The following is a 24,023-nucleotide window of genomic DNA, read 5'->3' on the forward strand; positions in this document are numbered from 1 at the left end:
CTTTCTTTCTATCCGGTTTATAAGGAATATTAATACCTTTGCTGGGTGTAATTCAAAAATCGTTTCTTGCATGATTAGAATGAGTGTGAACCGCATTTTACCCTTTTTGCTCCTGCTTGTGCTCTTTACTTCTTGCAACCGCAAGTATAAGATAGAGGGCAGTTCTTCGGTAACCAGCCTTGACGGAAAGATGTTGTTTCTCAAGACGCTTCGGAACGGGCAATGGGTGAATGTTGACTCGGCAGAGGTTATCCATGGGCATTTCAAGATGAAAGGCCGGACCGATTCCGTGATGATGGTGACTCTTTATATGGATCAAGAGGGTATTATGCCTTTGGTGCTGGAAGATGGTAAAATCGTAGTTTCCATCTCCAATACCCAGTTGATTGCCAAAGGAACCTCTTTGAATGACAAGTTGTACGAGTTTATAGACAAACGCAATTCCCTAGAGGTAAAGATAGAGGAGCTGGAACGCAAAGAGGCGCGTATGGTGCTGGACGGTGCCAATCTGGATGATGTGCATGGACAGTTGGCAAAGGAAGGCGAAACACTTGTGAAGGAGATGAACGACTACGTCCGTCAGTTCATTGTAGATAACTTTGAGAACGTGCTGGGTCCCAGTGTATTCATGATGATGTGCAGCACACTGCCCTATCCGGTGATGACTCCGCAGATTGAGGACATCATGAGAACTGCTCCCTTGTCTTTTAAAGAGAATACTTTGGTGAAAGATTTCCTTACAAAGGCGAAGGAGAACATGCAGCTGATTGAAGAGCAGAAGCGCATGAAGCAAAATGCTTCTGTAGGAGGACAGAAATAAATAGGAATGAGTTGATAATGATAAACGGGAATGCCTGAATATCTTGATAGGATATTCAGGCATTCCCGTTTATCATTATGTTTTTATCTGTCTTGGTCTTCGTTCTTCACCATCCCTTTATACTTTTCCGGCAATGCACTCTCCACTGCCGCATAAGCCTCGTTCATACTTGCTTTGATGTTTTCTGCCCCTTTCCCTTTGGGAGGAATAGGTTCATGGATGGTCAGTATCATCCGGTGGCGGTGTATCCACTTTCCGGTGCGTGGAAGAATCTCGAACGAGCCGTCTATCGTGACGGGTACTACTTCCAGTTGCAGTTCATCCGCCAGCTGGAAAGCACCTCTCTTGAAGTAGCCCATGTGTCCCGTGAAGGTACGTGCTCCTTCGGGAAATACTACCAGTGATACGCCGTCTTTCAAAGATGATTCTGCCTGCCGCATGGTGGCAAGCACCTTCTTGGGACTGGAACGGTCGACGAAGATATGTCCTGCGCTTTCGCATGCCTTACCGACAAACGGGATTTTGCGCAGGCTCTTCTTCATCATCCATTTGAAGTTCCGTCCCAGGAATCCGTATATCAGGAATATGTCGAAGGCGCCTTGGTGATTGGGCACAAACACGTAAGAAGTACGTTTGTGTATTTTCTCCCTTCCATGCACCTCCACCGGAATAAGCAGTATATAGCAGATGAGCTGTGACCAGATTTTACCGGGATAGTACCCCCAGGTATGCGCCCCCCCTATCAGCGAACCGATAATGGTGACCAATGCTGTAAGGATAGTCAGTACCAATAAAATAGGCAACGCAAAGCAAACCTGATAAGTGATATAAAGTATCTTCATAGGTGTCGGATTTTTTATTGCTACAAAGATATACCTTTTTCTTATTTCGTCACTCTTTCTCTCTTACTAATTTTAGTACTGTAATTTCCGGCCATGCCCCGAACCGGAACGGCAGTCCCACATAGCCGATGCCAATATTTACGTACAAAGCCCTTTTGCCTTCGTAGTACATTCCTCTCCATTCCGGATAGATAAGTTCGGCAAGGGAGTGTCCGAACAAGATGCCTTGCATGGCGTGGGTATGTCCTGCAAGCATCAGTGAAATATCCGATTGGGGCAGTACCTCGCGCCTCCAGTGGGTAGGGTTATGGCTGAGCAATATTTGGAACATCCCTTCCGTACCCTGCATGGCTTGCGGTAAGTCTGCAAATTGGGAGAAAGGAGGCTCGCCATCGTTTTCCACACCGATGAGGGCTATGCTGTCACCTTTGTGATAAAGGATGTCATGCTCATTGTTCAGCAGTTTCCATCCCATTGCTTTCTGCTGCCGGATTAAATAGTCCAGATTGGCGATTTCTGCTTTCGGGCTTTGCCAGTGATAGTATGAGCCATAGTCATGGTTACCGAGGATGGAGTATACTCCGTCCGGTGCGTACAGTTGGGAGAGTATTTCTTGGAAACCATCCAGTTCATGGCTCTGCTGGTTCACGAGGTCACCGGTGAAGACAATCAGGTCCGGCTTCTGTCCGTTGACTGAATCGACCAATTGTTTGATGGGTTCCGGATTGCCCTGCCAACTGCCGATGTGTATGTCCGATATCTGCACGATGCGGTAGCCGTCGAAACCTTCCGGAATATTGGCAGAACGATATTCTACTTCTTTCGTATCGAAACGGGTGATGCCTGCAAAAGTTCCGTAGAGGATATTGAAGAAGCTGACGACAGCTAAAACCAGTCCTATAGCGGTGAACGGGCTGCGGGGACAACGACGGATGATGAAGTGCGCCAGTACTCCCACCAGAGAGCAAAGCATGAATATGTTTTTTGGAAAGACAAACAGCATGATGGTAATTGCCAGTCTGCCTATAGCCTGCGTATGGTTTGACATCGCATTGTCGCCCGTAAGGAACATGAAGTAAACATAGCCTGCCGCCAGCAATAAGGTGGGAAGCCAATAGAGGCTGCGTAGAAATGTCTTTCTGGTTTTTCTTACTACATAAACCAAGTAAATGTAAAGGTCGGGGATGAGAAGGAAAAGGATGAAAACAAGAGTTACTCGGTGCATATATCTTTCAATTCTTCAATGTTCTTTTTAATATTGTCCAGATGTTTATAAATCACTTTTTTGTAGAGAATATAGATAATCAACGCATCAAATACTACAAAGAGGGTAATCAGTATGGCTTGCACGCCAACGGACATCAGATGATATTCCATCACCCAATAATTGAGGATATTGAAAAGGATAATCCAGATGGAGATGCCCATCACCTCATATTTGGTCCATTGGCGGAAAGTGGTCATACGGCGGCTGACTTCGGCAACACTCATTTCTTCAATATGTGTATTCTTATTCCAACGGTATGTTTTCCAGTCCCACCACATGCCTGCGAGAATGCTGATGGCAATGAACCCTAAAAAGGGAACAATCTTTTCTTGTAGTTGTTCGTTGAAACCGAAGGTGGGCAGTAGCAGCCATATAAGAAGAAGGGTAGCCAGACATATCGTTCCTATTCCGATAGAGAAGCGTTGTATGACTACGAGGCGTCCCAGACTTTTGCGGGTATTTGCCTTGTAGCCGGCAATCAGTTCTGTAATCTGCTGTTCATCAGCAATCGGTTCTTTCTGCAACTGTTCATTCAGTGCGTTCCATGATTTCTTCAGTTCATCCAGTTCCATATATCTATTCCTCCTTATTCATTCTTTTCAATTTGTCTTTGATGCGGCTGAGCTTGGTGGCAACGTTTGTCAAAGTCAGCCCGGTGATTTCGGCAATTTCTTCGTAGCTTTTCTCTTCCAGATAGAGCAGGATGATGGATTTTTCCAATTGTCCCAGCCGGTTTATCATCCGGTAGAGTTGCCGTAGCATGGCTTGTGTCTCGTCGGTTTCTTCAGTCCGGTCGGCTTCTTGGTTGAGGGTAACGATTTCGGGGATGTTCTTTTCTTTGCGGATAAAGCTGATGCACGTGTTCAGTGCGATGCGGTAAATCCATGTTGAAATCTTGCACTCCCGCCGGAACTTGGGAAATGCTTTCCATAAGTTGAGTACCACTTCCTGATATAAGTCGTTGAGGGTAGCGTTGGGCGTGGTGTACAGATAGCACACCTTATATATCACGCGCTCATACTCTCGTACCACGGATACAAACTCTTGTTCTGCATTTTCCATCTTTTTGCTTCTTTCGAGTTGCTTTGCACTGTTAGTCGCGGAAAGGGGCGATAAATCACAGTTCAAAAGGATTATTTTTTATGGCACATAGGTGACACAGATTAAACAGATGACCACAGATGAGAAATTCATGATGAACAAAATTATCAGTGAAAATCTGTTTAATCTGTGTCGTCTGTGTAACTCCTTTTTTAATGTACCGAATTATCAGCATTATGATACGCTTTCTATATTTCCTGCCAGAAACTTCCGCATATTCCCTATTGGCATTCCCCGGCGGCGGGCGTAGTCTTCCAGCTGGTCTTCTCCAATCTTGCCCACTGCAAAGTATCGGGATGCGGGATGTGCCAGCATCATGCCGCAGACGGAGGAGTGAGGGTGCATGGCTCCATGTTCAGTCAGCGTGATGCCTATCTGTTTCATGCCGAGCAGTTCGTCCAGCAAGAAATTCACGGATTGGTCGGGTAGGGAGGGGTATCCCACAGCGGGGCGGATGCCTTGGTACTTCTCGACCAGCAAATCCGGAATGGACAAGGATTCGTCGGGGGCATAGCCCCAAGCCTCCTTGCGGACATATTCGTGCATCTTTTCTGTGGCGGCTTCGGCGAGGCGGTCGTTCAAGGTTTGTACAAGGAGATGTTTGTAAGGGTCGTTCTTGTAAGTCTCTTCGGCCTCTTCACTGATGGTAGAGGCGAAAAGCCCTACGATGTCGGGTGTGTCCGAAGAGAGGGGACGTACAAAATCACTCAGACAGAGAAATGGACCGCCATCGGGTTGTGGTGTCTGCTGTCGGAGCAGAGGGAAGGTTGTTCCTTCTATCAAGAGGTTATCTCCATCTGCATTTGCCTGGCAAAGCCTGAAGATGCAATGGATGGAGATTGTTTCGTCCAGTCGGTCGAGCATTCTATTGGCTTCCTTGAAGAGCTGCATGGCTTCGGAAGCTTTGGTACGTTCCTCCTCGGGAAAGGTCGTCAGCCAAAGTGCACGGCAGGAATCGCAGCCATGGATGTTGGCAATAGCCGCAAAGCGAGGCTGGAAGCCCCAGGCATGGAAGAAATAAATCCAGTTGATGTAAGGGGTTACTTCATGAATCCGATACGAAAGCAATTCATGCCCCGGTGCCAGTATTGTCCTTTTCATCCCATTTAATCCCTAATCCTTAATTCCTAGCCTTCACTCCCCAAATCTCAGTTCCTCGCCACGATAAGCGTCGTCCACCATACCGTCAGTATAAACGGGATGTCCGTTGGCAAAAGTCCTTTCCACTTTCCAGTTGAAGGTATGTCCTTCCAATGGGCTCCAGCCGCATTTGCTCAAAACTTTGTCGGCTGTCACTTCCCACGGGGTATCGGGGCGTACCAGCACAAGGTCTGCCCGGTAACCTTCACGGATATAGCCGCGCTCGTTGATGTGGTAGATTTGTGCGGGAGCATGGCACATTTTTTCAACGATGGTCTCGAGAGTGAATATTCCCTCATCTACCAGTTGCAGCATGCTGACAAGCGAAAACTGTATCATCGGCATGCCGGACATGGCTTTCAAAGCACCCCCTTCTTTCTCGGCGAGCAGATGGGGGGCATGGTCGGTGGCTATTACGTCTATCAGGCCGGAGTTGACGGCTGCACGCAGGGCATCGCGGTCGGCTTGCTTCTTAATGGCAGGATTACACTTGATACGTGTACCCAACGTGCGATAGTCACTGAGCGTGAAGAGGAGATGGGCAACGCATGCTTCGGCGGTGATATGCTTCTCGGAAAGTGAATAGTCATTGAATAATTGCAGTTCCTTAGCTGTGGACACATGCAGGATATGCAACCGTGCTCCGGCAATTCTTGCCAGCCGTACTGCCAGTTCAGAGGATGCATAGCATGCTGCCGAAGAGCGGATGTAGGGATGCTTGCCTATGGGAATATCATTCTCTCCGGCAAACATTTCCTTATACTTGGCAATATTGTTCTTGATGGTTTCCTGGTCTTCGCAGTGGGCGGCAATCAGCATGTCTGTACCATTGAAAATATTTAGCAGGCTGTTCATCTTGTCTACCAGCATGTTTCCGGTACTGGAACCCATGAATAGCTTGATACCGCAGACACGGTGCTTGTCCAGCTTGCCGAATTCGCTGTAGTTGTTGTTTGTTGCACCGAAGTAGCAGGAATGGTTTACGATACACTTTTCGTTCAGTAAATCGAGCTTGGCGTTCAAAGCATCCAGTGTAGTGGTCACTGGATTTGTATTGGGCATATCCATGATGGAGGTCACACCACCTGCGGCAGCCGCACGGCTTTCGGTGAGGATGTCCGCTTTGTGGGTTAGCCCGGGATCGCGAAAATGTACATGGTCATCGATGATGCCCGGCAACAGATAGCATCCGGTGGCATCTATGGTTTCATCACAAGGGGCAGAGAGAGGTTTCCAGTTGGTCAGTACCTCTGCAATGCGCCCGTCTTCTATCACTACGGAACCTTTCACGGATTGTCCTTCGTTGACAATCGTAGCGTTATGTATCAATGTTCTTTTCATATCTTCCTAATATTTATAGTAAACCCCTATCACTCTATCACCCATCACTTCATCTCCTTATCTACAGTAGGATATTTATGAAACCAACTGTTCCATTTCAACCGAATCACTCCGAATACGGCTTCACCAAAAATACTGCTGTTCATTTTGGAAGTGCCCAGTTCGCGATTGATGAAGATGACAGGCACTTCCTTTACCTTGAAGCCGCATTTGTAGGCGGTGAATTTCATTTCTATCTGGAAGGCGTATCCTTTGAAGCGGATACCGTCCAGATTGATAGTCTCCAATACCCGGCGGCGGTAACATACAAATCCGGCTGTAGTATCGTGGATGGGCAGCCCCGTGATGAAGCGTACATATTTGGAGGCAAAATAAGACATCAGTACACGTCCCATGGGCCAGTTCACTACGTTCACACCACTCACATAACGTGAACCGATGGCTACATCGGCACCCTCTTCGGAGCAGGCCCGGTAGAGACGGGGCAGGTCTTGGGGATTGTGGCTGAAGTCGGCATCCATTTCGAATACATACTCATAGTCTCGTTGCAATGCCCACTTAAAGCCGGCTATATAGGCTGTTCCCAATCCCAGCTTTCCTTTGCGCTCCACCATGAAGAGGCGTTTGGGGAACTCTTTCTGTAAGGTTCTGACGAGATCTGCCGTTCCGTCGGGCGAACCGTCTTCAATGACAAGGATGTGAAAACCATGTTCCAGAGCAAAAACGACACGGATGATATTTTCTATATTCTCCCGTTCGTTGTAGGTGGGGATGATGACAATGCTGTCTGATATTTGCATACTTATAGGTAATGGGGGTTATAACTGGGAACAAATGTAATACATTTGTTCGAAAGTGAAAAGTTTTATTCCAGTATATTCTCAGAGGGCTATGAATTAGTCCGCTTCGTCACTTTGTGCTTTTATCAGTAACCAACTACTGACTTGCTTTTTCAATATTTTTGCATATGATAGTTGTGTTCTTGGTATGCTCTTTGTCAATCCCATTATGCTGGCAATGGCCGTCTTAAATTTCGAACATTCTGCTCCGTGCCAGCATGCAGGCCCCAACTACTCCAGCCTTGTCTTTTAGCTTGGAAACAGTCACCGTGGCGTCTTTGTTGACCAGATTCAATGAGTATTTCCTTATTGCCGTTTTGATTGGCTGCACTATATAGTCTCCTGTTGATGATAATGTACCCCCGATTATTACTAGTTCCGGATTGAATATGCTTATTAATCCAGCTATTTGCCTTCCCAGTTTTTGGCCTATTTCTTCCACTATCTCAATGCATAGCAAGTCCTCTTTATTGACTGCGGTGATGATTTCATCCAAGGTGGGCGGATTTTCTGCAGTCCGTTTTGATAGTATGGAACTTTCTCCGCTACCGATTCTTTCCAACAGGATGCGGTGCAGTGCCGATCCTGAGGCTTCCGTTTCTAGGCATCCTTTTTTGCCGCAGTGGCACAGTATTTCATTGTCGAAAACATTGACGTGCCCGAATTCTCCGGAAAATCCAGATTTTCCCGTGTATACCTTCCCGTCTATGATGATGCCGATTCCGAGTCCCCAGCTTATGTTGACAAAAATGATGTCTTTTTCCCCTTTGACGCATCCTTGCATATGCTCTCCATAGGTCATGGCCCTTGTGTCGTTGTCTATGCAGACCGGGTACCCTATTTTTTCATTCAATACATCCGCCAAAGGACGCTCTGAAAAGTTGAACATGCTGAAACTATATCCTGATTCCGGATTTACCCTTCCGGAGATGTTGATGCAGATGTTCATTATCTTCTTGTCGTTGATTTCTGTTCCCTTTATGAAGTTTCGGATGAGTGCACACAGTTCTTCCAAAGCTTCCTGTGTATTTTCGAACTTGTATGGTATGTTCATCCTGATTTCCACCATATCCCCCTTGAAATTGATCAGTCCGATGTTTATGGCAAATTTCTTAATGTCCACTCCGATGAAGTATCCTGATTCCGGATTGAGTCCATATAGGCTTGGATGGCGGCCGCTACTGGTCTCCAGTTTCCCATAGTCGTTTATATAGTTGTCCTCACACATTTCATTGATGAATTTGGTGGTTGTGGGCACACTCAGATCGAGTTCCTTGGCCAAGTCGGTAATAGTGGAGCTCCCATTATATATATAATGTGTGATGATCCTTTTTTTTAAGAGTGCATTCTTGCTCCCGGTTTCCATTTCTTTTAATAAATTCTGTTTCATAGGTATGTATTTTTATGTTATTTGCTCTATTTTGTTTATTATATTAATATATATGGGTTTGTTATTCGGAAATATTATGTATTTAATTTGTTATTATGTAAATTATTTGGTAATTGCGTGTTAACGTATATTAATTGTAGGTTATATATTAATTAAATACTTTATTAACTCTTGCAAAGATAATAAATATATCTATATTTGCAGCGTAGTAATTGAATAATAACGATTAATATCTAAACAATGAAAAACATAATTGATTTTTTATCTTAAAAAATCTGTTCGATAGGTTTAATATATAATGGTTGATCTTAATTTTATTAATAATGAAAACACGCAGGGATTTTTTAAAGAGGACTGCTTTGTTCGGTGCGTCTGCATTCATGGCCCCTTCATTGTTGGGGCGGGAGAGTGATGGGGATTACTTCTTTTCTCAAGAGTCTGCCTCTTCCATGCTGGTCCCCATGGGCGATGCGCTTAAAATTACCGGCACGTTCTTGGATGAGATATCCCATGATATTCCCCATCAGAATTGGGGGGAAAGGGAATGGGATCAGGATTTCCGGTATATGCAGAGTATTGGAATTGACACGGTCATAATGATCCGGTCGGGTTATCGCAAATTCATTACTTATCCTTCGGCGCATTTGCTGGGTAAAGGGTGTTATATGCCTTCTGTCGATTTGTTGGACATGTTCCTTCGTCTGGCGGGGAAATATCACATGAAGTTCTATTTTGGTTTATATGATTCGGGCAAGTACTGGGATACCGGTGACCTTTCGTGGGAGGTTGAGGATAACAAGTATGTGATTGATGAGGTGTGGAGCAGGTACGGTGAGAAGTACAAGAGTTTCGGCGGATGGTATATCAGTGGTGAGATAAGCCGTAAGACGAAGGGTGTCATTGATGCCTTTCATGCGATGGGCAAACAATGCAAGGATGTCTCCGGCGGTTTGCCGACTTTTATTTCTCCGTGGATTGACGGGAAAAAGGCCGTGATGGGTACAGATAAGTTGACAAAGGAGGATGCGGTTTCTGTTCAGGAGCATGAAAGGGAGTGGAATGAAATTTTCGATGGCATTCATGATGTGGTTGACGCCTGTGCTTTTCAGGACGGACATATCGATTACGATGAACTGGATGCTTTCTTTACGGTGAACAAAAAACTGGCTGATAAGTATGGCATGAAATGTTGGACAAACGCTGAAACCTTTGATCGTGACATGCCCATTGACTTTTTACCTATCAAGTTTGACAAGTTACGGATGAAGTTGGAGGCTGCCAAGCGAGCCGGTTATGACAAGGCCATCACTTTTGAGTTTTCTCATTTTATGAGTCCTCAATCAGCATATTTACAGGCAGGACACTTGTATAATAGATATAAAGATTTTTTTAATCTAAAGTAATATGGAGATCATGACAAGACTGTTATTTGTATTTTTTATTTCTGTTGTTCACTTGAATATGATGGCACAGAATCCACTTGCTATAACCGGACAAGTGAAATGTCAGGGGTATGGGGTCGCGAATGTGGTAGTAACGAACGGTTTCGATTGTGTCTTGACCGATGCTTCCGGCAAGTATACCATTCCTTACCATCGTGACGCCCGTTTTGTATATGTCACTACTCCTGCAGGCTATTTGCCTCAACGGGACGGTAGCCTTCCTTTATTCTATCAGCATATTATAGAAGGGACCTTTATATATGATTTTTCTTTGGTCAAGAATCAAAGGAATGATGATAGACATCTTTTCTTGGTTCAGGCTGATGTCCAGCTGGGAAAAGGCGAGGATGTTGCGGCTTATGCGGAGTACCTGAAGGATATGAGGGAGTTTATAAACAGACATTCAGAATATGATTTGTTTGTGTTGGACTGTGGTGATATTGTAGGCAATGCCTTGTCGCTTTTTCCTTCATATAAACAGACATCGGACGTGTTGGATGTCCCCATGTACCGTGTGATTGGAAATCATGATATGGAATATGGGGTCCGTTCCTACGAACATTCGTATAAGACCTATGAAGAGTGTTTCGGTCCTATCTATTATTCCTTTAATCGTGGAAAAGCCCATTATATCGTGCTTGATAACTGTTACTATATCAATAGGAATTATCGCTATATAGGTTATATTGATGAGCGTACTTTGCAATGGATTGAGAAGGATTTGGCTTTTGTTCCGAAAGACCATTTGGTGTTTGTTTCCATGCATATCCCCTCCAGTTCTACCAAGGAGTTGGAATTTAATGCTCTGCTTCCTGATGAAACCAGCAATGCTTCAAGTTTGTATGATCTTTTGAAAGGATACGAGGCGCATTTGCTTACTGGCCATACCCATAACAACGGTAATGTTGTATTCAATGACAGTCTGATGGAGCATAATACTGCGGCTGTATGTGGTACTTTTTGGAAAGCTGATATCTGTACCGATGGCACTCCCAGCGGTTATGGTGTATATGAAGTTGACGGAAACAAGCTGACTTGGCGTTATAAGAGTGCGGGGTATCCTATCGAACATCAGTTCAGGGCTTATCCGGTGGGGGCTTCAAGGGATTATCCTGAGTATATTCTTGCGAATGTCTGGAATTGGGATGAAGAGTGGAAGGTGGAATGGTATGAGGACGGGAAATATATGGGTGAAATGGAGCATTTCACAGGTTTTGACCCGGAAGCGAAGGCCATTTGCTCGGACAAGAAACGTGTAGAGTATGATTGGATTTCTCCGATAAGGACAGAACACATGTTCCGTGCTCTTCCTAAGAATCGTGAGGCTTTAATAGAAGTGTGTGTGACAGATCGTTTTGGTAATGTATATAAAGTTAAGCTATAGACAATGATGAAGACAAATGTAAATATCGGATATCTGGTGTTCCTTTCCTTTGTTGCAGCCTTGGGAGGTTTCCTTTTCGGTTATGATACTGCTGTGATTTCAGGAACCATTGCCCAGGTGACCGCACTTTTTCACTTGGATGCGTTGCAGCAAGGCTGGTATGTCGGTTGCGCATTGATAGGATCTATTGCTGGTGTGCTTTTGGCCGGTGTGTTGAGTGATCGGTTTGGCCGTAAACTGACGATGATTCTTTCCGCTGTGCTGTTTTCCACTTCAGCTATAGGTTGTGCTGTTTGTACGGATTTTGATGAGTTGGTTCTGTACCGTATTATTGGTGGTGTGGGTATTGGTGTTGTCTCTATCATCTCTCCCTTATATATATCGGAAGTCTCCGTGGCTCAATACAGAGGCCGTTTGGTCTCTTTGTATCAATTGGCTGTCACGGTAGGTTTTTTGGGCGCCTATCTGGTGAATTTCCAATTGCTTGGGTACTCGGAAAGTCATGTGGCTTCTGGCACGGGGCTGTTTGAGAAGCTCTTTATTTCTGAGGTGTGGAGGGGCATGTTGGGTATGGAGACATTGCCGGCACTTTTGTTCTTTGCCGTTATTTTCTTCATTCCCGAAAGTCCCCGTTGGTTGATCTTGAAGGGCAGGGAAGAACGCGGCCTCCGTATATTGCAACGAATCTACAACTCGGGCGAGGAGGCTATGATCCAGATGAACGAGACCAAATCGGTGATTGTATCAGAGGTCAGGTCTGAATGGGTGTTGTTGTTGCAGCCCGGTATTCTGAAGGCTGTAATAATCGGTGTTGCCATTGCCATGCTGGGACAGTTCATGGGTGTGAATGCGGTCTTGTATTACGGTCCTTCTATATTTGAAGGGGCTGGCCTTTCGGGTGGTGATTCCTTGTTATATCAAGTGTTGGTGGGGCTGGTCAATACCTTGACTACTGTGCTGGCTCTTGTCATTATTGATAGAGTAGGCCGTAAGAAGCTGGTGTATTATGGCGTTTCAGGTATGATCCTTTCATTGGTATTGATAGGCTTCTATTTTATTGCTGGAAAATCATGGGGCATTTCGAGCCTGTTCCTGCTTGTTTTCTTTTTGTCTTATGTGTTTTGTTGTGCCGTGTCTATTTGTGCAGTGATATTTGTGCTTCTTTCAGAAATGTATCCTACCAAAGTACGTGGTTTGGCTATGTCCATAGCTGGATTTTCTCTTTGGATTGGAACATACTTGATTGGACAGTTGACTCCTTGGATGCTCCAGAATCTTACCCCCGCTGGAACATTTTTCTTGTTTGCTGCAATGTGTGTGCCTTATATGCTCATTGTATGGAAACTTGTACCGGAAACGACTGGCAAATCTTTGGAAGAGATAGAACGGTATTGGACACGTATGAAATAAATTGACCTTATGAACTAAAATATAAAAAATTATGGACTTTAAAAAATTAGCAACACAGTATAAGGATGAACTGATGAATCATATTCTTCCTTTTTGGCTTGAATGTTCTCAAGATCATGAATATGGTGGATATTTTACATGCTTGGATCGTCAAGGTAATGTATTTGATACGGATAAATTTATTTGGTTGCAGGGACGCGAGGTGTGGATGTTTTCGATGCTTTATAATAAGGTCGAGAAGCGTCAAGAGTGGTTAGATTGCGCCATTCAAGGAGGAGAATTCTTGAAAAAGTATGGTCACGATGGTAACTATAACTGGTATTTCTCATTGGACAGACAAGGAAATCCATTGGTCGATCCTTATAATATTTTTTCATATACGTTTGCTACGATGGCATTTGGACAGTTAAGCTTGGCTACAGGCAATGAAGAGTATGCGGAGATTGCCAAGAAAACGTTTGATATAATCTTGTCGAAGGTTGATAATCCTAAAGGGCACTGGAATAAGTTGCATACAGGTACGCGTGACTTGAAGAACTTTGCATTGCCGATGATTTTATGCAATTTGGCTTTGGAGATAGAACATTTGCTGGATGCGGATTATCTGGAAAAGACCATGGAAGTCTGTATCCATGAGGTTATGGAAGAATTTTATCGTCCGGAATTGGGGGGGCTTATTGTTGAAAATATACAAATGGACGGACAGCTTTCCGATTCGTTCGAGGGAAGGCAGGTTACTCCCGGGCATGCAATTGAAGCCATGTGGTTTATCATGGATTTAGGGAAACGTTTGGGGCGTTTGGACTTGATAGAAAAGGCGAAAAATACCACTTTAACTATGCTCGATTATGGATGGGATAAAGAGTTCGGGGGCATTTATTATTTTATGGATCGTAAAGGTTGTCCTCCTCAGCAATTGGAATGGGATCAGAAGCTTTGGTGGGTACATATCGAGACTCTGATTTCTCTATTGAAAGGGTATCATTTGACGGGCGACCGGCAATGTCTGGAGTGGTTTAATAAAGTGCATGATTATACATGGACTCATTTTAAAGATACCGAATATCCTGAATGGTTTGGATACCTGAATAGAAGAGGTGAAGTTTTGCTTCCGCTGAAAGGTGGAAAATGGAAAGGATGTTTCCATGTTCCCAGAGGATTGTATCAGTGTTGGACCGTTTTAGAGGAAATAGCAAATTCATAAATAGAATCTGTATGAGCAAAATCATAGTAGTAGGCAGTTCGAATACAGATATGGTAGTGCATACCTCTCATTTGCCAGTACCGGGAGAGACTATCCTTGGTGGTAAGTTTCTTATGAATCAGGGGGGTAAAGGAGCAAATCAAGCGGTTGCAGTGAAGCGGTTGGGTGGTGACTTGTTATTTGTAGCGAAATTGGGTGATGATATTTTGGGACAGCAGGCCTTGCGTGTTTTTCAAAATGAAGGCATAGCAACAAACTATATTGCTTTGGATAAGGAGACCCCATCCGGAGTTGCGTTGATAAGCGTGGACCAGCATGCGGAAAATTGTATTGTTGTGGCTTCAGGGGCTAATATGTCACTTGGACAAGGAGACATTGACAGTATGGAGAAGGAGATGCTGACTGGAGATGTATTATTGATGCAACTGGAAATTCCCCTTCCAACTGTAGAATATGCTGCACAGAAGGCTTATGAAAAGGGAGTGAAAGTTGTATTGAATCCTGCTCCTGCTTGTTCTTTGCCGGAATCTTTGTTCCAACATCTATATATGATAACTCCCAATCGGATAGAGGCTGAAATGCTGACCGGAGTCAAGATAAACAGCAAAAAAGACGTGGCTGTGGCGGCCGATGTTTTGTATCGGAAAGGTGTGAAAAATATAATAATAACCTTAGGTGGCGAAGGAAGCTTTGTAAGAGAAGGAGAAAAAACTTGTTATATAGATGCTTGCAAAGTGGTTCCGGTTGATACTACGGCTGCAGGAGACACTTTCAATGGAGCTGTTTGCGTGGGTGTTTCCGAAGGGATGAGTTTGGAGCAAGCTGTATTGTTTGCATCAAAAGCTTCTTCTATTTCTGTTACAAGAATGGGCGCTCAATCATCTATCCCTTATCGGAAAGAGTTGGATATAAATAATTTAGTTTAATCTGTTAAAAGAGGAATATTGTGGATAGACGTCATTTTTTGTCAATGTTAGGTTTGGGAGCAGTTGGTTTGGCTCTGCCGGGAGTAGCTCAAGCGGATATTTTAAAGCAAGCGGCTGCCAATCCGAATATAAAGCCTATTTCCGGCTCTTGGTTTGAATTTCAGCATCCGGGAGGCAAAGAAGGAGTATATTGGGACAAAGATTTAAGACAGTTTACTGCTGCCCAATGGAGGGAAAAGATTCGTGAAATCAGTGAGACCGGTATGGAATATTTGGTGATGATGAATGTAGCTGCTCACGGCAAAGCCTTTTTTGATACGAAATTGGCTCCCAAGTTTGAAATGGGTTGTGAGGATCCTATTGAAACAGTGCTTTCAGCGGCAGATGAGTTTGGTGTGAAGTTCTTCGTGAGCAATGATTATTGGGGGCCAGATCTTGATGCTCATCGGATGATGACAGATAGAGAACTGGGTAAGAAAAGGAATCAATCGATGGAAGAAATCTATAAGAAATATGGGCATCACCAGAGTTTTTATGGGTGGTATTTTCCTAATGAGTCATGGTTGGATCCCTATTTTTGCGATTTTGTGATACCTTATGTCAATGAGTGCGCGCAAGTGGCCAAGTCATTGAATGCTAACTGTGTGAATATAATTGCTCCATACAATATAAAGAAAGAAAAATGTGATGATTATTTTGTGAGGCAGCTTGAACAACTTAATGTGGAAATCGTGGCCTATCAGGATGGAGTGGGAGTCGGTTCAACCAGGTTGGAAGACTCTGCCCGTTATTACGAGAATTTGTCGAGAGCGCATCAAAAGGCAGGACGTTCCAGAATATGGGCTGACATGGAGTTGTTTTACTTTGAACAGACCACTCATGGCAGTTTGCTTCCGGCAGACTTTGACAATAGGATCATCCATCAAATGGAAGCTATTTCACCTTTCGTGGACAAAATTTTGGTTTACCAGTATCTTGGGATCATGAATAAGCCCGGATCTAAGGCTCATGCCGGCTTGAGAGGAGAGACGGTAAGGTTATATAATCAATATATGGATTGGTATAACAGGCAAAATTTTAAATGAATAGGATATGAAAAGAATTGTATATTTTTTAGTTTCTCTGTTGGGATTTACCAAATTGGCGGCACAAGATCCTGCTGATTTTGTCCTTCCATCTATAATAAGTGATCATGCGGTGATGCAACGCGATGCCGAAGTGAAGCTTTGGGGATGGTGCCCCAGTGTTTGGGATTTGAAGATTGTGTGCAGCTGGGCTCCCAATGACACGGTTCATGTATCTTCTGATAAATATAAATATTGGGAAACTTATGTAAACACCCCCAAGGCTGAAGGACCGTACACCATTCAGTTTTATGGTTGGGAAGGTAAACTTTGTGCAGAGGTGAAAGACATTCTGATGGGAGAGACTTGGCTTTGTTCCGGTCAGTCAAATATGGAGTATTGCTTTAAGTGGCGTGTGGATGACATCACCGATAGAAGTACACTGTTTGACAATAAAAAGATTCGTTTTTTCAAGGTGGCTAAGTCATCCTCCGCATATCCGGTTGAGAGAATTCAGGGAAAGTGGGAAATCTGTTCCCCCGAAACTGCAGAAGACTTTAGCGTAGTGGCTTTTTGCTTTGGGAAAAAGTTGAATGAAGGGTTGGGCAATCTTCCTGTCGGGTTGATAGGGTCTTATTGGGGTGGCACTGCCATCGAGCCTTGGATTGACGAATTTACGTTGCGCCATGAGAAACTGGAAGAAAAGACTAAAGCATTGACTGCCGGATGGGCACCGACTGCTAATTCTTCTCTTTACAATGCGATGATCCATCCCATTATAAACTACACTATTGCCGGGGTTATATGGTATCAGGGAGAAGCTAACAATGAAAGGCATCAGGATTATGGAGTAATGTTTGATGCTATGATTAGGGGCTGGCGTAATGCTTTCCATCATTATCTGCCTTTCTATTTTGTCCAGATAGCTCCCTGGAGTGGCTATGCAGATAAAAATGCTGCGTATTTGCGTGAACAACAAGCCGATGTGGCTGCTACATTAAGAAATACCGGCATGGTTGTGGTGGGGGATTTGGTAAACGACCTGACAGATATTCATCCGAGTCTGAAGAGACAAGTAGGAGAACGATTGGCTGATATGGCTTTGAAAAATAGTTATCATAAAGAGGATATACAACCGTATTCGCCTATGCTAAAATCCTTTAGAGTAGATGGTCGTAAAGTAATTGTAACAACGACTGCTATTGGCAAACTTGCTTGCAGGGATAAGGCCATTCGCCATTTTGAGGTCGTGGATAAAGAGGGCAATTTGCATCCGGCTAAGGCTTCTATATTAAAGAATGGAGATATAAGTGTCATTGCCGATAAGGTGAAGGAACCGGTAGGAGTACGTTATTGTTTTTCCAATGATGCTATGCCTGATTTATTTGATAGTAACGGATTGCCTTTGGCTCCATTTAGAACAGATCGTAAAAAATGAAAAAATCTTTATTATATTTAGTTTGTTGTTTTATTTGCCTCTCTGCTTTTTCTCAAGCTTCTGATTTGAAGTTTCGTGACGGGAAGTTCAGGATTGTTCAGTTGACAGACCTGCATTGGGTAGAGAGTGATTCTTATAAATTGAAGAATGACAGCACTTGTCATTTGATTCGTGAAGTTATTCGTATAGAAGATCCGGATTTGGTTGTTCTTACAGGTGATGTAGTAGTTTCTTGGAATGCTAAGAAAGGATGGGAGAAATTGACCAAAATATTTTGGGAAACCCAAACTCCTTTTGTCGTGACCTTTGGCAATCATGATGAAGAAACGGATATGAACAATGCCCAGATATTGGACTATCTGTGTACACGGCCTTATAACCTGACTTATGATGCTGAAAAAGGACTTTCTGGCTCTGGCAACTGCATGTTGACCGTCCGTTCTTCTGATGCTGCATCCGAAAAATGGGTACTCTATTTCTTCGATTCTCACAATAATACCAAAGATCGTTCTTTTGGCTATTATGATTGGATTAAGCATGACCAGATAGAGTGGTATAGAAAAAGTAGCAGTCTGGTTACTGCTCGTAACAAGCGCATATTGCCTTCCTTGGCTTTCTTCCATATTCCTCTGCCTGAGCATGAAACGGCAAGGTGGACATGCCGGGAGTTTGGCGAGAAGCAGGAGGGTGTTTGTGCTCCAAATGTGAATACCGGGTTGTACTCCTCATTTATAGAAAAGAGGGATGTTATTGGGGTGTTTGTAGGTCATGACCATAATAATGACTATATGGTTGATTTAGACGGCAACATAACTTTGGCCTATGGCCGGAAGACAGGTTATCCTTCCGCCTATAATGAAACGCTTAGCCGGGGGGTACGTGTCATTAATTTGCATGAAAATGAATCTGTTTTTGATACTTATATAAGAGATTTGAAAGGGACCTATTTTCATTATCAATTTGAGCAGAAAAACAAGGGCAGTAATATTCCTCGTTTCAGTGGTTCCTTTGTGCAAGAGTTTTTGGTGACAAATTGGGACGACGAACGTTGGAATCAGGAAATGGATATGCTGAAAGAAGCTGGCATGAAGTACCTGATTTATGCACCTGCATTGCTGGTGGATGAAAAAGGGAAAACAACTACAAATTATCCGTCTGCTCTGACGAAGAAGAAGCAAGGCAGCAGAACGCTTGAAAAGTGTTTGCAAAGTGCACAAAAAAATGGCATTAAAGTATTTGTAGGATTAAACTTTAATGAACGCTGGTGGAAAGTGGATTATGATGCTCACTGGTTGCTGGAACAAATGGAAGTGGGTAATAAGGTGGCAGATGAGCTTGTTGCCTTGTATAAAGAAAAGTATCCGGATGCCATGCATGGCTGGTATTGGGTTTGGGAGGTGGACAACTTGAATTGTATGACTTCTGAACGTCAATCAATTTTAGCAGAGGCATTGAATATGAATTTGAACCATCTTTCCGAGATTGCTCCGGGAATGCCTCTTATGTTGTCTCCGTTTATGAATTACAAGGTGGGTGGAAATGCTGAAGAATATGGCAAGATGTGGACGAACGTCTTTGCGCAAACCGACTTCCGTCCGGGAGATATATTCGCTCCTCAGGATTGTGTGGGTGCAGGTGGACTGAATTTGGATAATTTGTGGGAATGGTTCTCTAGTTTGAAGAAGGCTGTCAACACTAAACCTGGACTGAAGTTTTGGGGAAATGTAGAGACATTCGATCAGCGCTTTTGGACTAGTGCTCCTTTGGAAAGGGTTCAAAAACAGCTGGAGATTGTAAATGGTTATGTCGGCAACCTGATTTGTTTTGCATACAATCATTACAATAGCCCGTTTGTAGTCAATCCGGCGTATCATCAGGCATATCTTCAATATTGCCGGACGGGATGTTTGCCTATAATGGATATTCCTGAGAGAGTGAAGAGTGCCGCTGTACGAAAGGTGGCTAAGGGAATCGAAGTCAGTTGGATACCTGATGAGGTGAAAGCGGTTGACGGATACAGTATCTATCGTGATGGTCAGTTGATTATGAAATTGCAAATACGTGACGGACAACTTCCGAGGACTTTTGTTGATGCAGAAGGAACAATAGATAATGCTTATGAAGTGGCTGTTTATAATGTGATTGGCAAAGAATCCGCTAAAGTAAAGGCTGAATGACAACTATAAAATTGATAAATATGAAGAATGTAACTTTTATTATTTGGATTTTCGTTGTACTATGTGCAGGCTGCGGTTCTTCCACTTCAGTTGTGCAGGATGAAGTCTCTATGACTAAAAAACAATTGGCTGATAAAGTGAAAGGTGGTTGGGCGGCAAAAACTATTGGCTGTACTTATGGAGGACCGGTTGAATTCTTGCATAATGGTACTATGATTCAAGACTATACTCCCATAAAATGGTCCAAAGATAGGGTGAAATATTATTATGATACATTTCCGGGATTGTATGATGATATATATGTGGATATTGTATTTGTGAATGTGTTCGACCGTTTGGGCTTAGAGGCACCGGCCGATTCTTTTGCCGTTTCGTTTGCTGATGCTGGATTTCCTTTGTGGCATGCCAACCAAGTTGCGAAGTATAATATTAAGCAAGGCATTATGCCCCCCATGTCCGGACACTGGTTGAATAATCCTCATGCAGATGATATTGACTATCAGATAGAAGCCGATTTTGCAGGTCTAATGTCACCGGGCATGCCTAATACCGCTTCTGAAATTTCAGATAAAATCGGCCATATCTTTACGTATGGCGACGGCTGGTATGGTGGTGTGTATGTAGGAGCTCTGTATTCCATGGCTTTTGTTTCAGACGATATGGAGTATGTGGTAGAAGAGGCATTGAATACAATTCCCGAGCAAAGTGATTTTTATGCTTGTATAAAAGATGTGATTGGTTGGTATCGGAAATACCCTGATGACTGGAAACAGACTTGGTTTGAATGTCAGAAGAAGTGGACTTCGGAAGTGGGTTGCCCCGATGGTGTTTTTGTTCCGTTTGATATTGATGCAAAGATAAATAGTGCCTATGTGACCATAGGGCTGCTTTATGGCAAGAAAGATTTTTATCGGACAATTGATGTTTCGGCACGTTGCGGACAAGATTCTGATTGCAATGCGGCTACTGCTGCCGGCATATTGGGTACAATGCTTGGATATAGTAATATTCCGGAATTATGGAAAGAAAGTCTTTATGAAGTAGAGGACACCCCATTTGCCTATACGGAAGTTTCGCTGAATAAGCTTTATGAGTTAAGTTTGAAACTGGCTTTGGAGGTGATAGAGCAGGAAGGAGGCTCTATTCAGGGAGAGCAGGTTGTTATTAAAACGCAACAGCCGGTTGCTGTAAAGTATGAGAAAGCTTTTGAAGGCCATTATCCGGTAGAGAAGAAGGCTGTTAACTTTTTGTTGCAGGATTCTTCAGAGTTCATGTTTGATGGTAACGGATTTGTTTTGAAAGGATATGTGAAATGTTCTGATGAATCGTATATTGCGAGTGTTGCGATGTATGTGGATGGTTCTTTGGTAGAAACAGCCAACCTTCCCGTTGCAAAATCTACTTCTATAGACGATAGGAGGGTTGATTTGTTTCATAGATACCAGTTGCCTGATGCGGCGCACACGGTTGTTTTAAAATGGTTGAATCCTCGTAAAGACGCACAAGTTTATTTAGGTGAGGCGGTAATTTATTCCGGCCAGCCCAATCAATTAACCTATAAATAATCAGTCGTAATGTATATAGTTGAAAATTATGGATTGGCAGTAGCTCTTTGTTGGGTTACAATGCTTTGCTGGGGCTCTTGGGGAAATACCCAAAAGCTGGCAGCGAAAACCTGGCGATATGAACTTTTTTATTGGGATTATGTTGTTGGTATTCTTCTTTTCTCTTTGATATGGGGATTTACTTTGGGGAGTACGGGGGATGCCGGTAGAGCTTTTGTTAATGATATGCTTCAGGTTGATGCTTCAAACTTCTGGAGTGCGTTTCTGGGAGGTGTCATTTTTAATGCATCCAATATCTTGCTGTCTTCTTCCATGTCATTGGCCGGTATGTCTGTCGCTTTCCCCGTAGGCGTTGGGTTAGCTCTGGTATTAGGAGTATTTATAAATTACTTTAGCGTCCCTAAAGGCGATGCAACTGTGTTGTTTTCTGGAGTATTTCTGATTGTGCTTGCTATTATTTTTAATGGTATGGCTTCCGGTAAAGTTGCTAAAGGAGGAACAGACCAGGCAATGAGGAAAAAGGGGATTATCATAGCCGTGTGTGCAGGCATATTGATGGCATTTTTCTATCGTTTTGTAGCGGCTGCTATGGATTTAGAAAACCTGGAAGTGCCGACTGCGGGTATGATGACTCCTTATTCAGCATTGTTTGTATTTGCAGTGGGTATTTTTGTCAGCAACTTCTTCTTCAATACATTAGTCATGAAGAACCCCTTTGTCGGCAAACCGATGGCGTATAGTGACTATTTCAGTGGAAATATGAAGACGCATCTGGTTGGAATTCTGGGAGGGGCTATCTGGGCATTGGGGACTGCTTGTAGTTATATTGCTGCGGGAAAAGCTGGTGCGGCTGTCTCCTATGCTTTGGGACAAGGTGCCACTATGGTTGCTGCCTTATGGGGGATTTTTATCTGGAAAGAATTCAAGGGCGCATCTAAGCCAATAAATTTGCTGCTTGCGTTTATGCTGGTACTTTTCCTTTCAGGCTTGGGGTTGATAATTGTATCTGGTGGTAATTAAATTTTTTATTTTTAAATAATATACTATGAGACAAAAAAAACAAATGAAAATGTGGGGGCTGTTGGGATTGTTGGCTGCATTACCAATAATTTCTGTATGGGCAGGAAATAATGGCTCTGACGAATCTCGAAAAGAAAAAATGGTCAAATCGGTTTCTGTGATACAGCCTATTACAGGTACGTGGATTAATTTGGCCTACAAGGACGTACGGAATAAGTATACTAATCCACAACATTTTGATAATACGGATCCTAAATTATGGACTGCTAAAGTGCGTGAATTGGCCAATATGGGGATTGAATATTTGGTGTTTATGGAGGTTGCCAATGAAGGGAAAGCGTATTATCCGTCAAAGTTGATGCCGTGGGTATATAATGATAAATTGCAAAGCCCCGTTGACGCGATTCTTGACGAGGCGGCCAGACATGATATGAAGGTATTCATGAGTACGGGTTGGGCAAAAGACCAGGATGACAACCTGCTTGATCCGGCAATAAGGGAGCGCCAGCTTCAGATTATGGAAGAACTTGCGTCTCTCTATAAAAATCATAAGGCTTTCTATGGCTGGTATCTTCCGGTTGAAGATTGTATTTGCCCCATTTTTGCAGAGCATGCTGTGCAGTCAGTAAATACACTGACAGAGAAGGCTAAGTCCTTGACTCCCGGAAAGAAGACCTTGATATCTCCGTACGGGATTGGCTTGTCTGAATTCGACCATCCTGATTTTGAGAAGCAGATGGCAAAGTTGAAAGTGGATATCATTGCCTATCAAGATGAGGTGGGATGTGTGCGTGACAAGTTTACCCTTCCTCGTTTGAAAAAGAACTGGCAAAGGATGCGCGATATACACAACCGTCTGAATATTGAGATGTGGGCTAACTGCGAGACCTTTACTTGGGAGGAAGGAACCAATGACCGCCAGTCTGCTTTGATTCCGGCTGCTTATCCCCGTTTGCTGTCACAGCAGGCAGCGGCTTCTGCAGCCGGTGTTGATAGGATTATTTCGTTCATGTTCGGTGGAATTATTGAAGATCCGAAGTCCTCCTACCAATTGGGGCATCCGGTTTGGTCTAATGATTTGTACAACAATTATATGGCATGGAAAGAAGGGGACATTTTTTGGAAATTGTTTGAAGCGGCTTTGCTTGAGGCATTGGGCAATTCTGCTACCCCCGAAATGATTGGCAAGGCTGACATGAAGGCACTGGCAGATGGTCGGGTAGCCGAAGAGGATAGTGGAGACAGCCGTTGGGTAAGGTTTGAAAAAGGTCATCATGAGGTAGTGATTGATTTGCAAAAGAATACTTCGCTTCGAAAGGTGCTGGTACGTACTTTGAACTATAATCAGGAAAAGATAGGTGCTCCTTTGAAGGTTTATGTTTACACTTCTCAAGATGGCCAGACTTATAATCTGGCTTCAATAAAGGATGCTCCGTATTTTCCTAACAACAAGCATGATGCTTGGATTGACGGGGTGTTCTTCGAGAATCTGGATGAAAGGGCGCGCTATGTGAAGATTGCTTTTGATGCTTTGGAAAATGTATATATGGATGAGATATTTATTAATCCAGTAATCAGATAGAGGATATTGCAATGGGATTATTACGTGGGGATCATAGGGGAGTGAAGCCGCCCAAGCGTGAGTTCGTACCA

20 protein-coding genes are annotated in these 24,023 nt (G+C 43.6%); 12 read left to right on the plus strand and 8 right to left on the minus strand.

Annotated features, from left to right (window positions below; all coding sequences use genetic code 11):
- The first annotated feature begins 70 nt into the window (after positions 1–70).
- Positions 71–820, plus strand: coding sequence for a DUF4369 domain-containing protein (locus EYA81_RS15025; protein WP_117600751.1), 750 nt, complete (start codon positions 71–73; stop codon positions 818–820).
- A gap of 83 nt (positions 821–903) precedes the next feature.
- Here EYA81_RS15025 and EYA81_RS15030 read toward each other — a convergent pair whose 3' ends face one another.
- From EYA81_RS15030 to EYA81_RS15065, 8 genes are all read right to left on the minus strand, one after another.
- Positions 904–1,662 carry a 1-acyl-sn-glycerol-3-phosphate acyltransferase gene (locus EYA81_RS15030; RefSeq protein ID WP_009036804.1) on the minus strand — a complete coding sequence of 253 codons (759 nt, stop codon included), beginning with the start codon at positions 1,660–1,662 and terminating at the stop codon, positions 904–906.
- Positions 1,663–1,711: 49 nt separating this feature from the next.
- Positions 1,712–2,887 carry a metallophosphoesterase gene (locus tag EYA81_RS15035; protein WP_131225982.1) on the minus strand — a complete coding sequence of 392 codons (1,176 nt, stop codon included), beginning with the start codon at positions 2,885–2,887 and terminating at the stop codon, positions 1,712–1,714.
- The gene (locus EYA81_RS15040) at positions 2,875–3,501 is read right to left on the minus strand and encodes a hypothetical protein (RefSeq protein WP_005836003.1); all 627 of its coding nucleotides are present in this window, start codon (positions 3,499–3,501) and stop codon (positions 2,875–2,877) included. Before EYA81_RS15040 ends, EYA81_RS15035 begins: the two co-directional genes overlap by 13 nt.
- A gap of 4 nt (positions 3,502–3,505) precedes the next feature.
- Positions 3,506–3,991: an RNA polymerase sigma factor gene (locus EYA81_RS15045; protein ID WP_057088092.1), complete on the minus strand. Its 486-nt coding sequence runs from the start codon at positions 3,989–3,991 to the stop codon at positions 3,506–3,508.
- A gap of 213 nt (positions 3,992–4,204) precedes the next feature.
- Positions 4,205–5,131 (minus strand): vitamin B12 dependent-methionine synthase activation domain-containing protein, encoded by a 927-nt coding sequence (locus EYA81_RS15050; RefSeq protein ID WP_117887543.1) that lies wholly within the window; start codon positions 5,129–5,131, stop codon positions 4,205–4,207.
- Positions 5,132–5,164: 33 nt separating this feature from the next.
- Positions 5,165–6,511 carry a dihydroorotase gene (locus tag EYA81_RS15055; RefSeq protein ID WP_117887544.1) on the minus strand — a complete coding sequence of 449 codons (1,347 nt, stop codon included), beginning with the start codon at positions 6,509–6,511 and terminating at the stop codon, positions 5,165–5,167.
- Between the two features lie 44 nt (positions 6,512–6,555).
- Positions 6,556–7,311: a polyprenol monophosphomannose synthase gene (locus tag EYA81_RS15060; RefSeq protein ID WP_131225985.1), complete on the minus strand. Its 756-nt coding sequence runs from the start codon at positions 7,309–7,311 to the stop codon at positions 6,556–6,558.
- Between the two features lie 226 nt (positions 7,312–7,537).
- The gene (locus tag EYA81_RS15065) at positions 7,538–8,740 is read right to left on the minus strand and encodes an ROK family transcriptional regulator (RefSeq protein ID WP_117866658.1); all 1,203 of its coding nucleotides are present in this window, start codon (positions 8,738–8,740) and stop codon (positions 7,538–7,540) included.
- Between the two features lie 323 nt (positions 8,741–9,063).
- Here EYA81_RS15065 and EYA81_RS15070 point away from each other — a divergent pair, with 323 nt between their 5' ends.
- From EYA81_RS15070 to EYA81_RS15120, 11 genes are read left to right on the plus strand one after another with little or no spacing between them, the layout of a single operon-like run.
- The gene (locus EYA81_RS15070; RefSeq protein ID WP_131225988.1) at positions 9,064–10,143 is read left to right on the plus strand and encodes a DUF4434 domain-containing protein; all 1,080 of its coding nucleotides are present in this window, start codon (positions 9,064–9,066) and stop codon (positions 10,141–10,143) included.
- 1 nt (position 10,144) lies between these two features.
- On the plus strand, positions 10,145–11,566 hold the full coding sequence (locus tag EYA81_RS15075) for a calcineurin-like phosphoesterase family protein (RefSeq protein ID WP_131225990.1): 1,422 nt from the start codon (positions 10,145–10,147) through the stop codon (positions 11,564–11,566).
- A gap of 6 nt (positions 11,567–11,572) precedes the next feature.
- Positions 11,573–12,976, plus strand: a complete 1,404-nt coding sequence (locus EYA81_RS15080; RefSeq protein ID WP_117600984.1) for a sugar porter family MFS transporter — start codon at positions 11,573–11,575, stop codon at positions 12,974–12,976.
- A gap of 31 nt (positions 12,977–13,007) precedes the next feature.
- Positions 13,008–14,180, plus strand: a complete 1,173-nt coding sequence (locus EYA81_RS15085) for an AGE family epimerase/isomerase (RefSeq protein WP_117600975.1) — start codon at positions 13,008–13,010, stop codon at positions 14,178–14,180.
- An 11-nt stretch (positions 14,181–14,191) separates the two neighbouring features.
- Entirely contained in the window at positions 14,192–15,106 is a 915-nt protein-coding gene (rbsK, locus tag EYA81_RS15090; RefSeq protein WP_117600974.1) for a ribokinase, read from the plus strand.
- 20 nt (positions 15,107–15,126) lie between these two features.
- Positions 15,127–16,191: a DUF4434 domain-containing protein gene (locus EYA81_RS15095; RefSeq protein WP_117600973.1), complete on the plus strand. Its 1,065-nt coding sequence runs from the start codon at positions 15,127–15,129 to the stop codon at positions 16,189–16,191.
- 7 nt (positions 16,192–16,198) lie between these two features.
- Entirely contained in the window at positions 16,199–17,608 is a 1,410-nt protein-coding gene (locus EYA81_RS15100; RefSeq protein ID WP_119961987.1) for a sialate O-acetylesterase, read from the plus strand.
- The gene (locus EYA81_RS15105; RefSeq protein ID WP_131225992.1) at positions 17,605–19,785 is read left to right on the plus strand and encodes a DUF4434 domain-containing protein; all 2,181 of its coding nucleotides are present in this window, start codon (positions 17,605–17,607) and stop codon (positions 19,783–19,785) included. The genes EYA81_RS15100 and EYA81_RS15105 overlap by 4 nt, the downstream gene beginning before the upstream one ends.
- Before the next feature lie 20 nt (positions 19,786–19,805).
- The gene (locus EYA81_RS15110) at positions 19,806–21,350 is read left to right on the plus strand and encodes an ADP-ribosylglycohydrolase family protein (RefSeq protein ID WP_117600983.1); all 1,545 of its coding nucleotides are present in this window, start codon (positions 19,806–19,808) and stop codon (positions 21,348–21,350) included.
- Positions 21,351–21,359: 9 nt separating this feature from the next.
- Positions 21,360–22,370 (plus strand): GRP family sugar transporter, encoded by a 1,011-nt coding sequence (locus tag EYA81_RS15115; RefSeq protein WP_131225995.1) that lies wholly within the window; start codon positions 21,360–21,362, stop codon positions 22,368–22,370.
- Positions 22,371–22,395: 25 nt separating this feature from the next.
- The gene (locus EYA81_RS15120; protein ID WP_165491394.1) at positions 22,396–23,952 is read left to right on the plus strand and encodes a DUF4434 domain-containing protein; all 1,557 of its coding nucleotides are present in this window, start codon (positions 22,396–22,398) and stop codon (positions 23,950–23,952) included.
- Positions 23,953–24,023: the final 71 nt, after the last annotated feature.

This window comes from Bacteroides sp. A1C1, from assembly GCF_004328515.1.
Classification (GTDB): domain Bacteria; phylum Bacteroidota; class Bacteroidia; order Bacteroidales; family Bacteroidaceae; genus Bacteroides; species Bacteroides uniformis.

Coding starts and splice junctions, on each gene's coding strand:
- EYA81_RS15025 (WP_117600751.1), top strand. CDS start 71: ATGATTAGAATGAGTGTGAACCGCATTTTACCCTTTTTGCTCCTGCTT.
- EYA81_RS15030 (WP_009036804.1), bottom strand. CDS start 1,662: ATGAAGATACTTTATATCACTTATCAGGTTTGCTTTGCGTTGCCTATT.
- EYA81_RS15035 (WP_131225982.1), bottom strand. CDS start 2,887: ATGCACCGAGTAACTCTTGTTTTCATCCTTTTCCTTCTCATCCCCGAC.
- EYA81_RS15040 (WP_005836003.1), bottom strand. CDS start 3,501: ATGGAACTGGATGAACTGAAGAAATCATGGAACGCACTGAATGAACAG.
- EYA81_RS15045 (WP_057088092.1), bottom strand. CDS start 3,991: ATGGAAAATGCAGAACAAGAGTTTGTATCCGTGGTACGAGAGTATGAG.
- EYA81_RS15050 (WP_117887543.1), bottom strand. CDS start 5,131: ATGAAAAGGACAATACTGGCACCGGGGCATGAATTGCTTTCGTATCGG.
- EYA81_RS15055 (WP_117887544.1), bottom strand. CDS start 6,511: ATGAAAAGAACATTGATACATAACGCTACGATTGTCAACGAAGGACAA.
- EYA81_RS15060 (WP_131225985.1), bottom strand. CDS start 7,311: ATGCAAATATCAGACAGCATTGTCATCATCCCCACCTACAACGAACGG.
- EYA81_RS15065 (WP_117866658.1), bottom strand. CDS start 8,740: ATGAAACAGAATTTATTAAAAGAAATGGAAACCGGGAGCAAGAATGCA.
- EYA81_RS15070 (WP_131225988.1), top strand. CDS start 9,064: ATGAAAACACGCAGGGATTTTTTAAAGAGGACTGCTTTGTTCGGTGCG.
- EYA81_RS15075 (WP_131225990.1), top strand. CDS start 10,145: ATGGAGATCATGACAAGACTGTTATTTGTATTTTTTATTTCTGTTGTT.
- EYA81_RS15080 (WP_117600984.1), top strand. CDS start 11,573: ATGAAGACAAATGTAAATATCGGATATCTGGTGTTCCTTTCCTTTGTT.
- EYA81_RS15085 (WP_117600975.1), top strand. CDS start 13,008: ATGGACTTTAAAAAATTAGCAACACAGTATAAGGATGAACTGATGAAT.
- rbsK (WP_117600974.1), top strand. CDS start 14,192: ATGAGCAAAATCATAGTAGTAGGCAGTTCGAATACAGATATGGTAGTG.
- EYA81_RS15100 (WP_119961987.1), top strand. CDS start 16,199: ATGAAAAGAATTGTATATTTTTTAGTTTCTCTGTTGGGATTTACCAAA.
- EYA81_RS15105 (WP_131225992.1), top strand. CDS start 17,605: ATGAAAAAATCTTTATTATATTTAGTTTGTTGTTTTATTTGCCTCTCT.
- EYA81_RS15110 (WP_117600983.1), top strand. CDS start 19,806: ATGAAGAATGTAACTTTTATTATTTGGATTTTCGTTGTACTATGTGCA.
- EYA81_RS15115 (WP_131225995.1), top strand. CDS start 21,360: ATGTATATAGTTGAAAATTATGGATTGGCAGTAGCTCTTTGTTGGGTT.
- EYA81_RS15120 (WP_165491394.1), top strand. CDS start 22,396: ATGAGACAAAAAAAACAAATGAAAATGTGGGGGCTGTTGGGATTGTTG.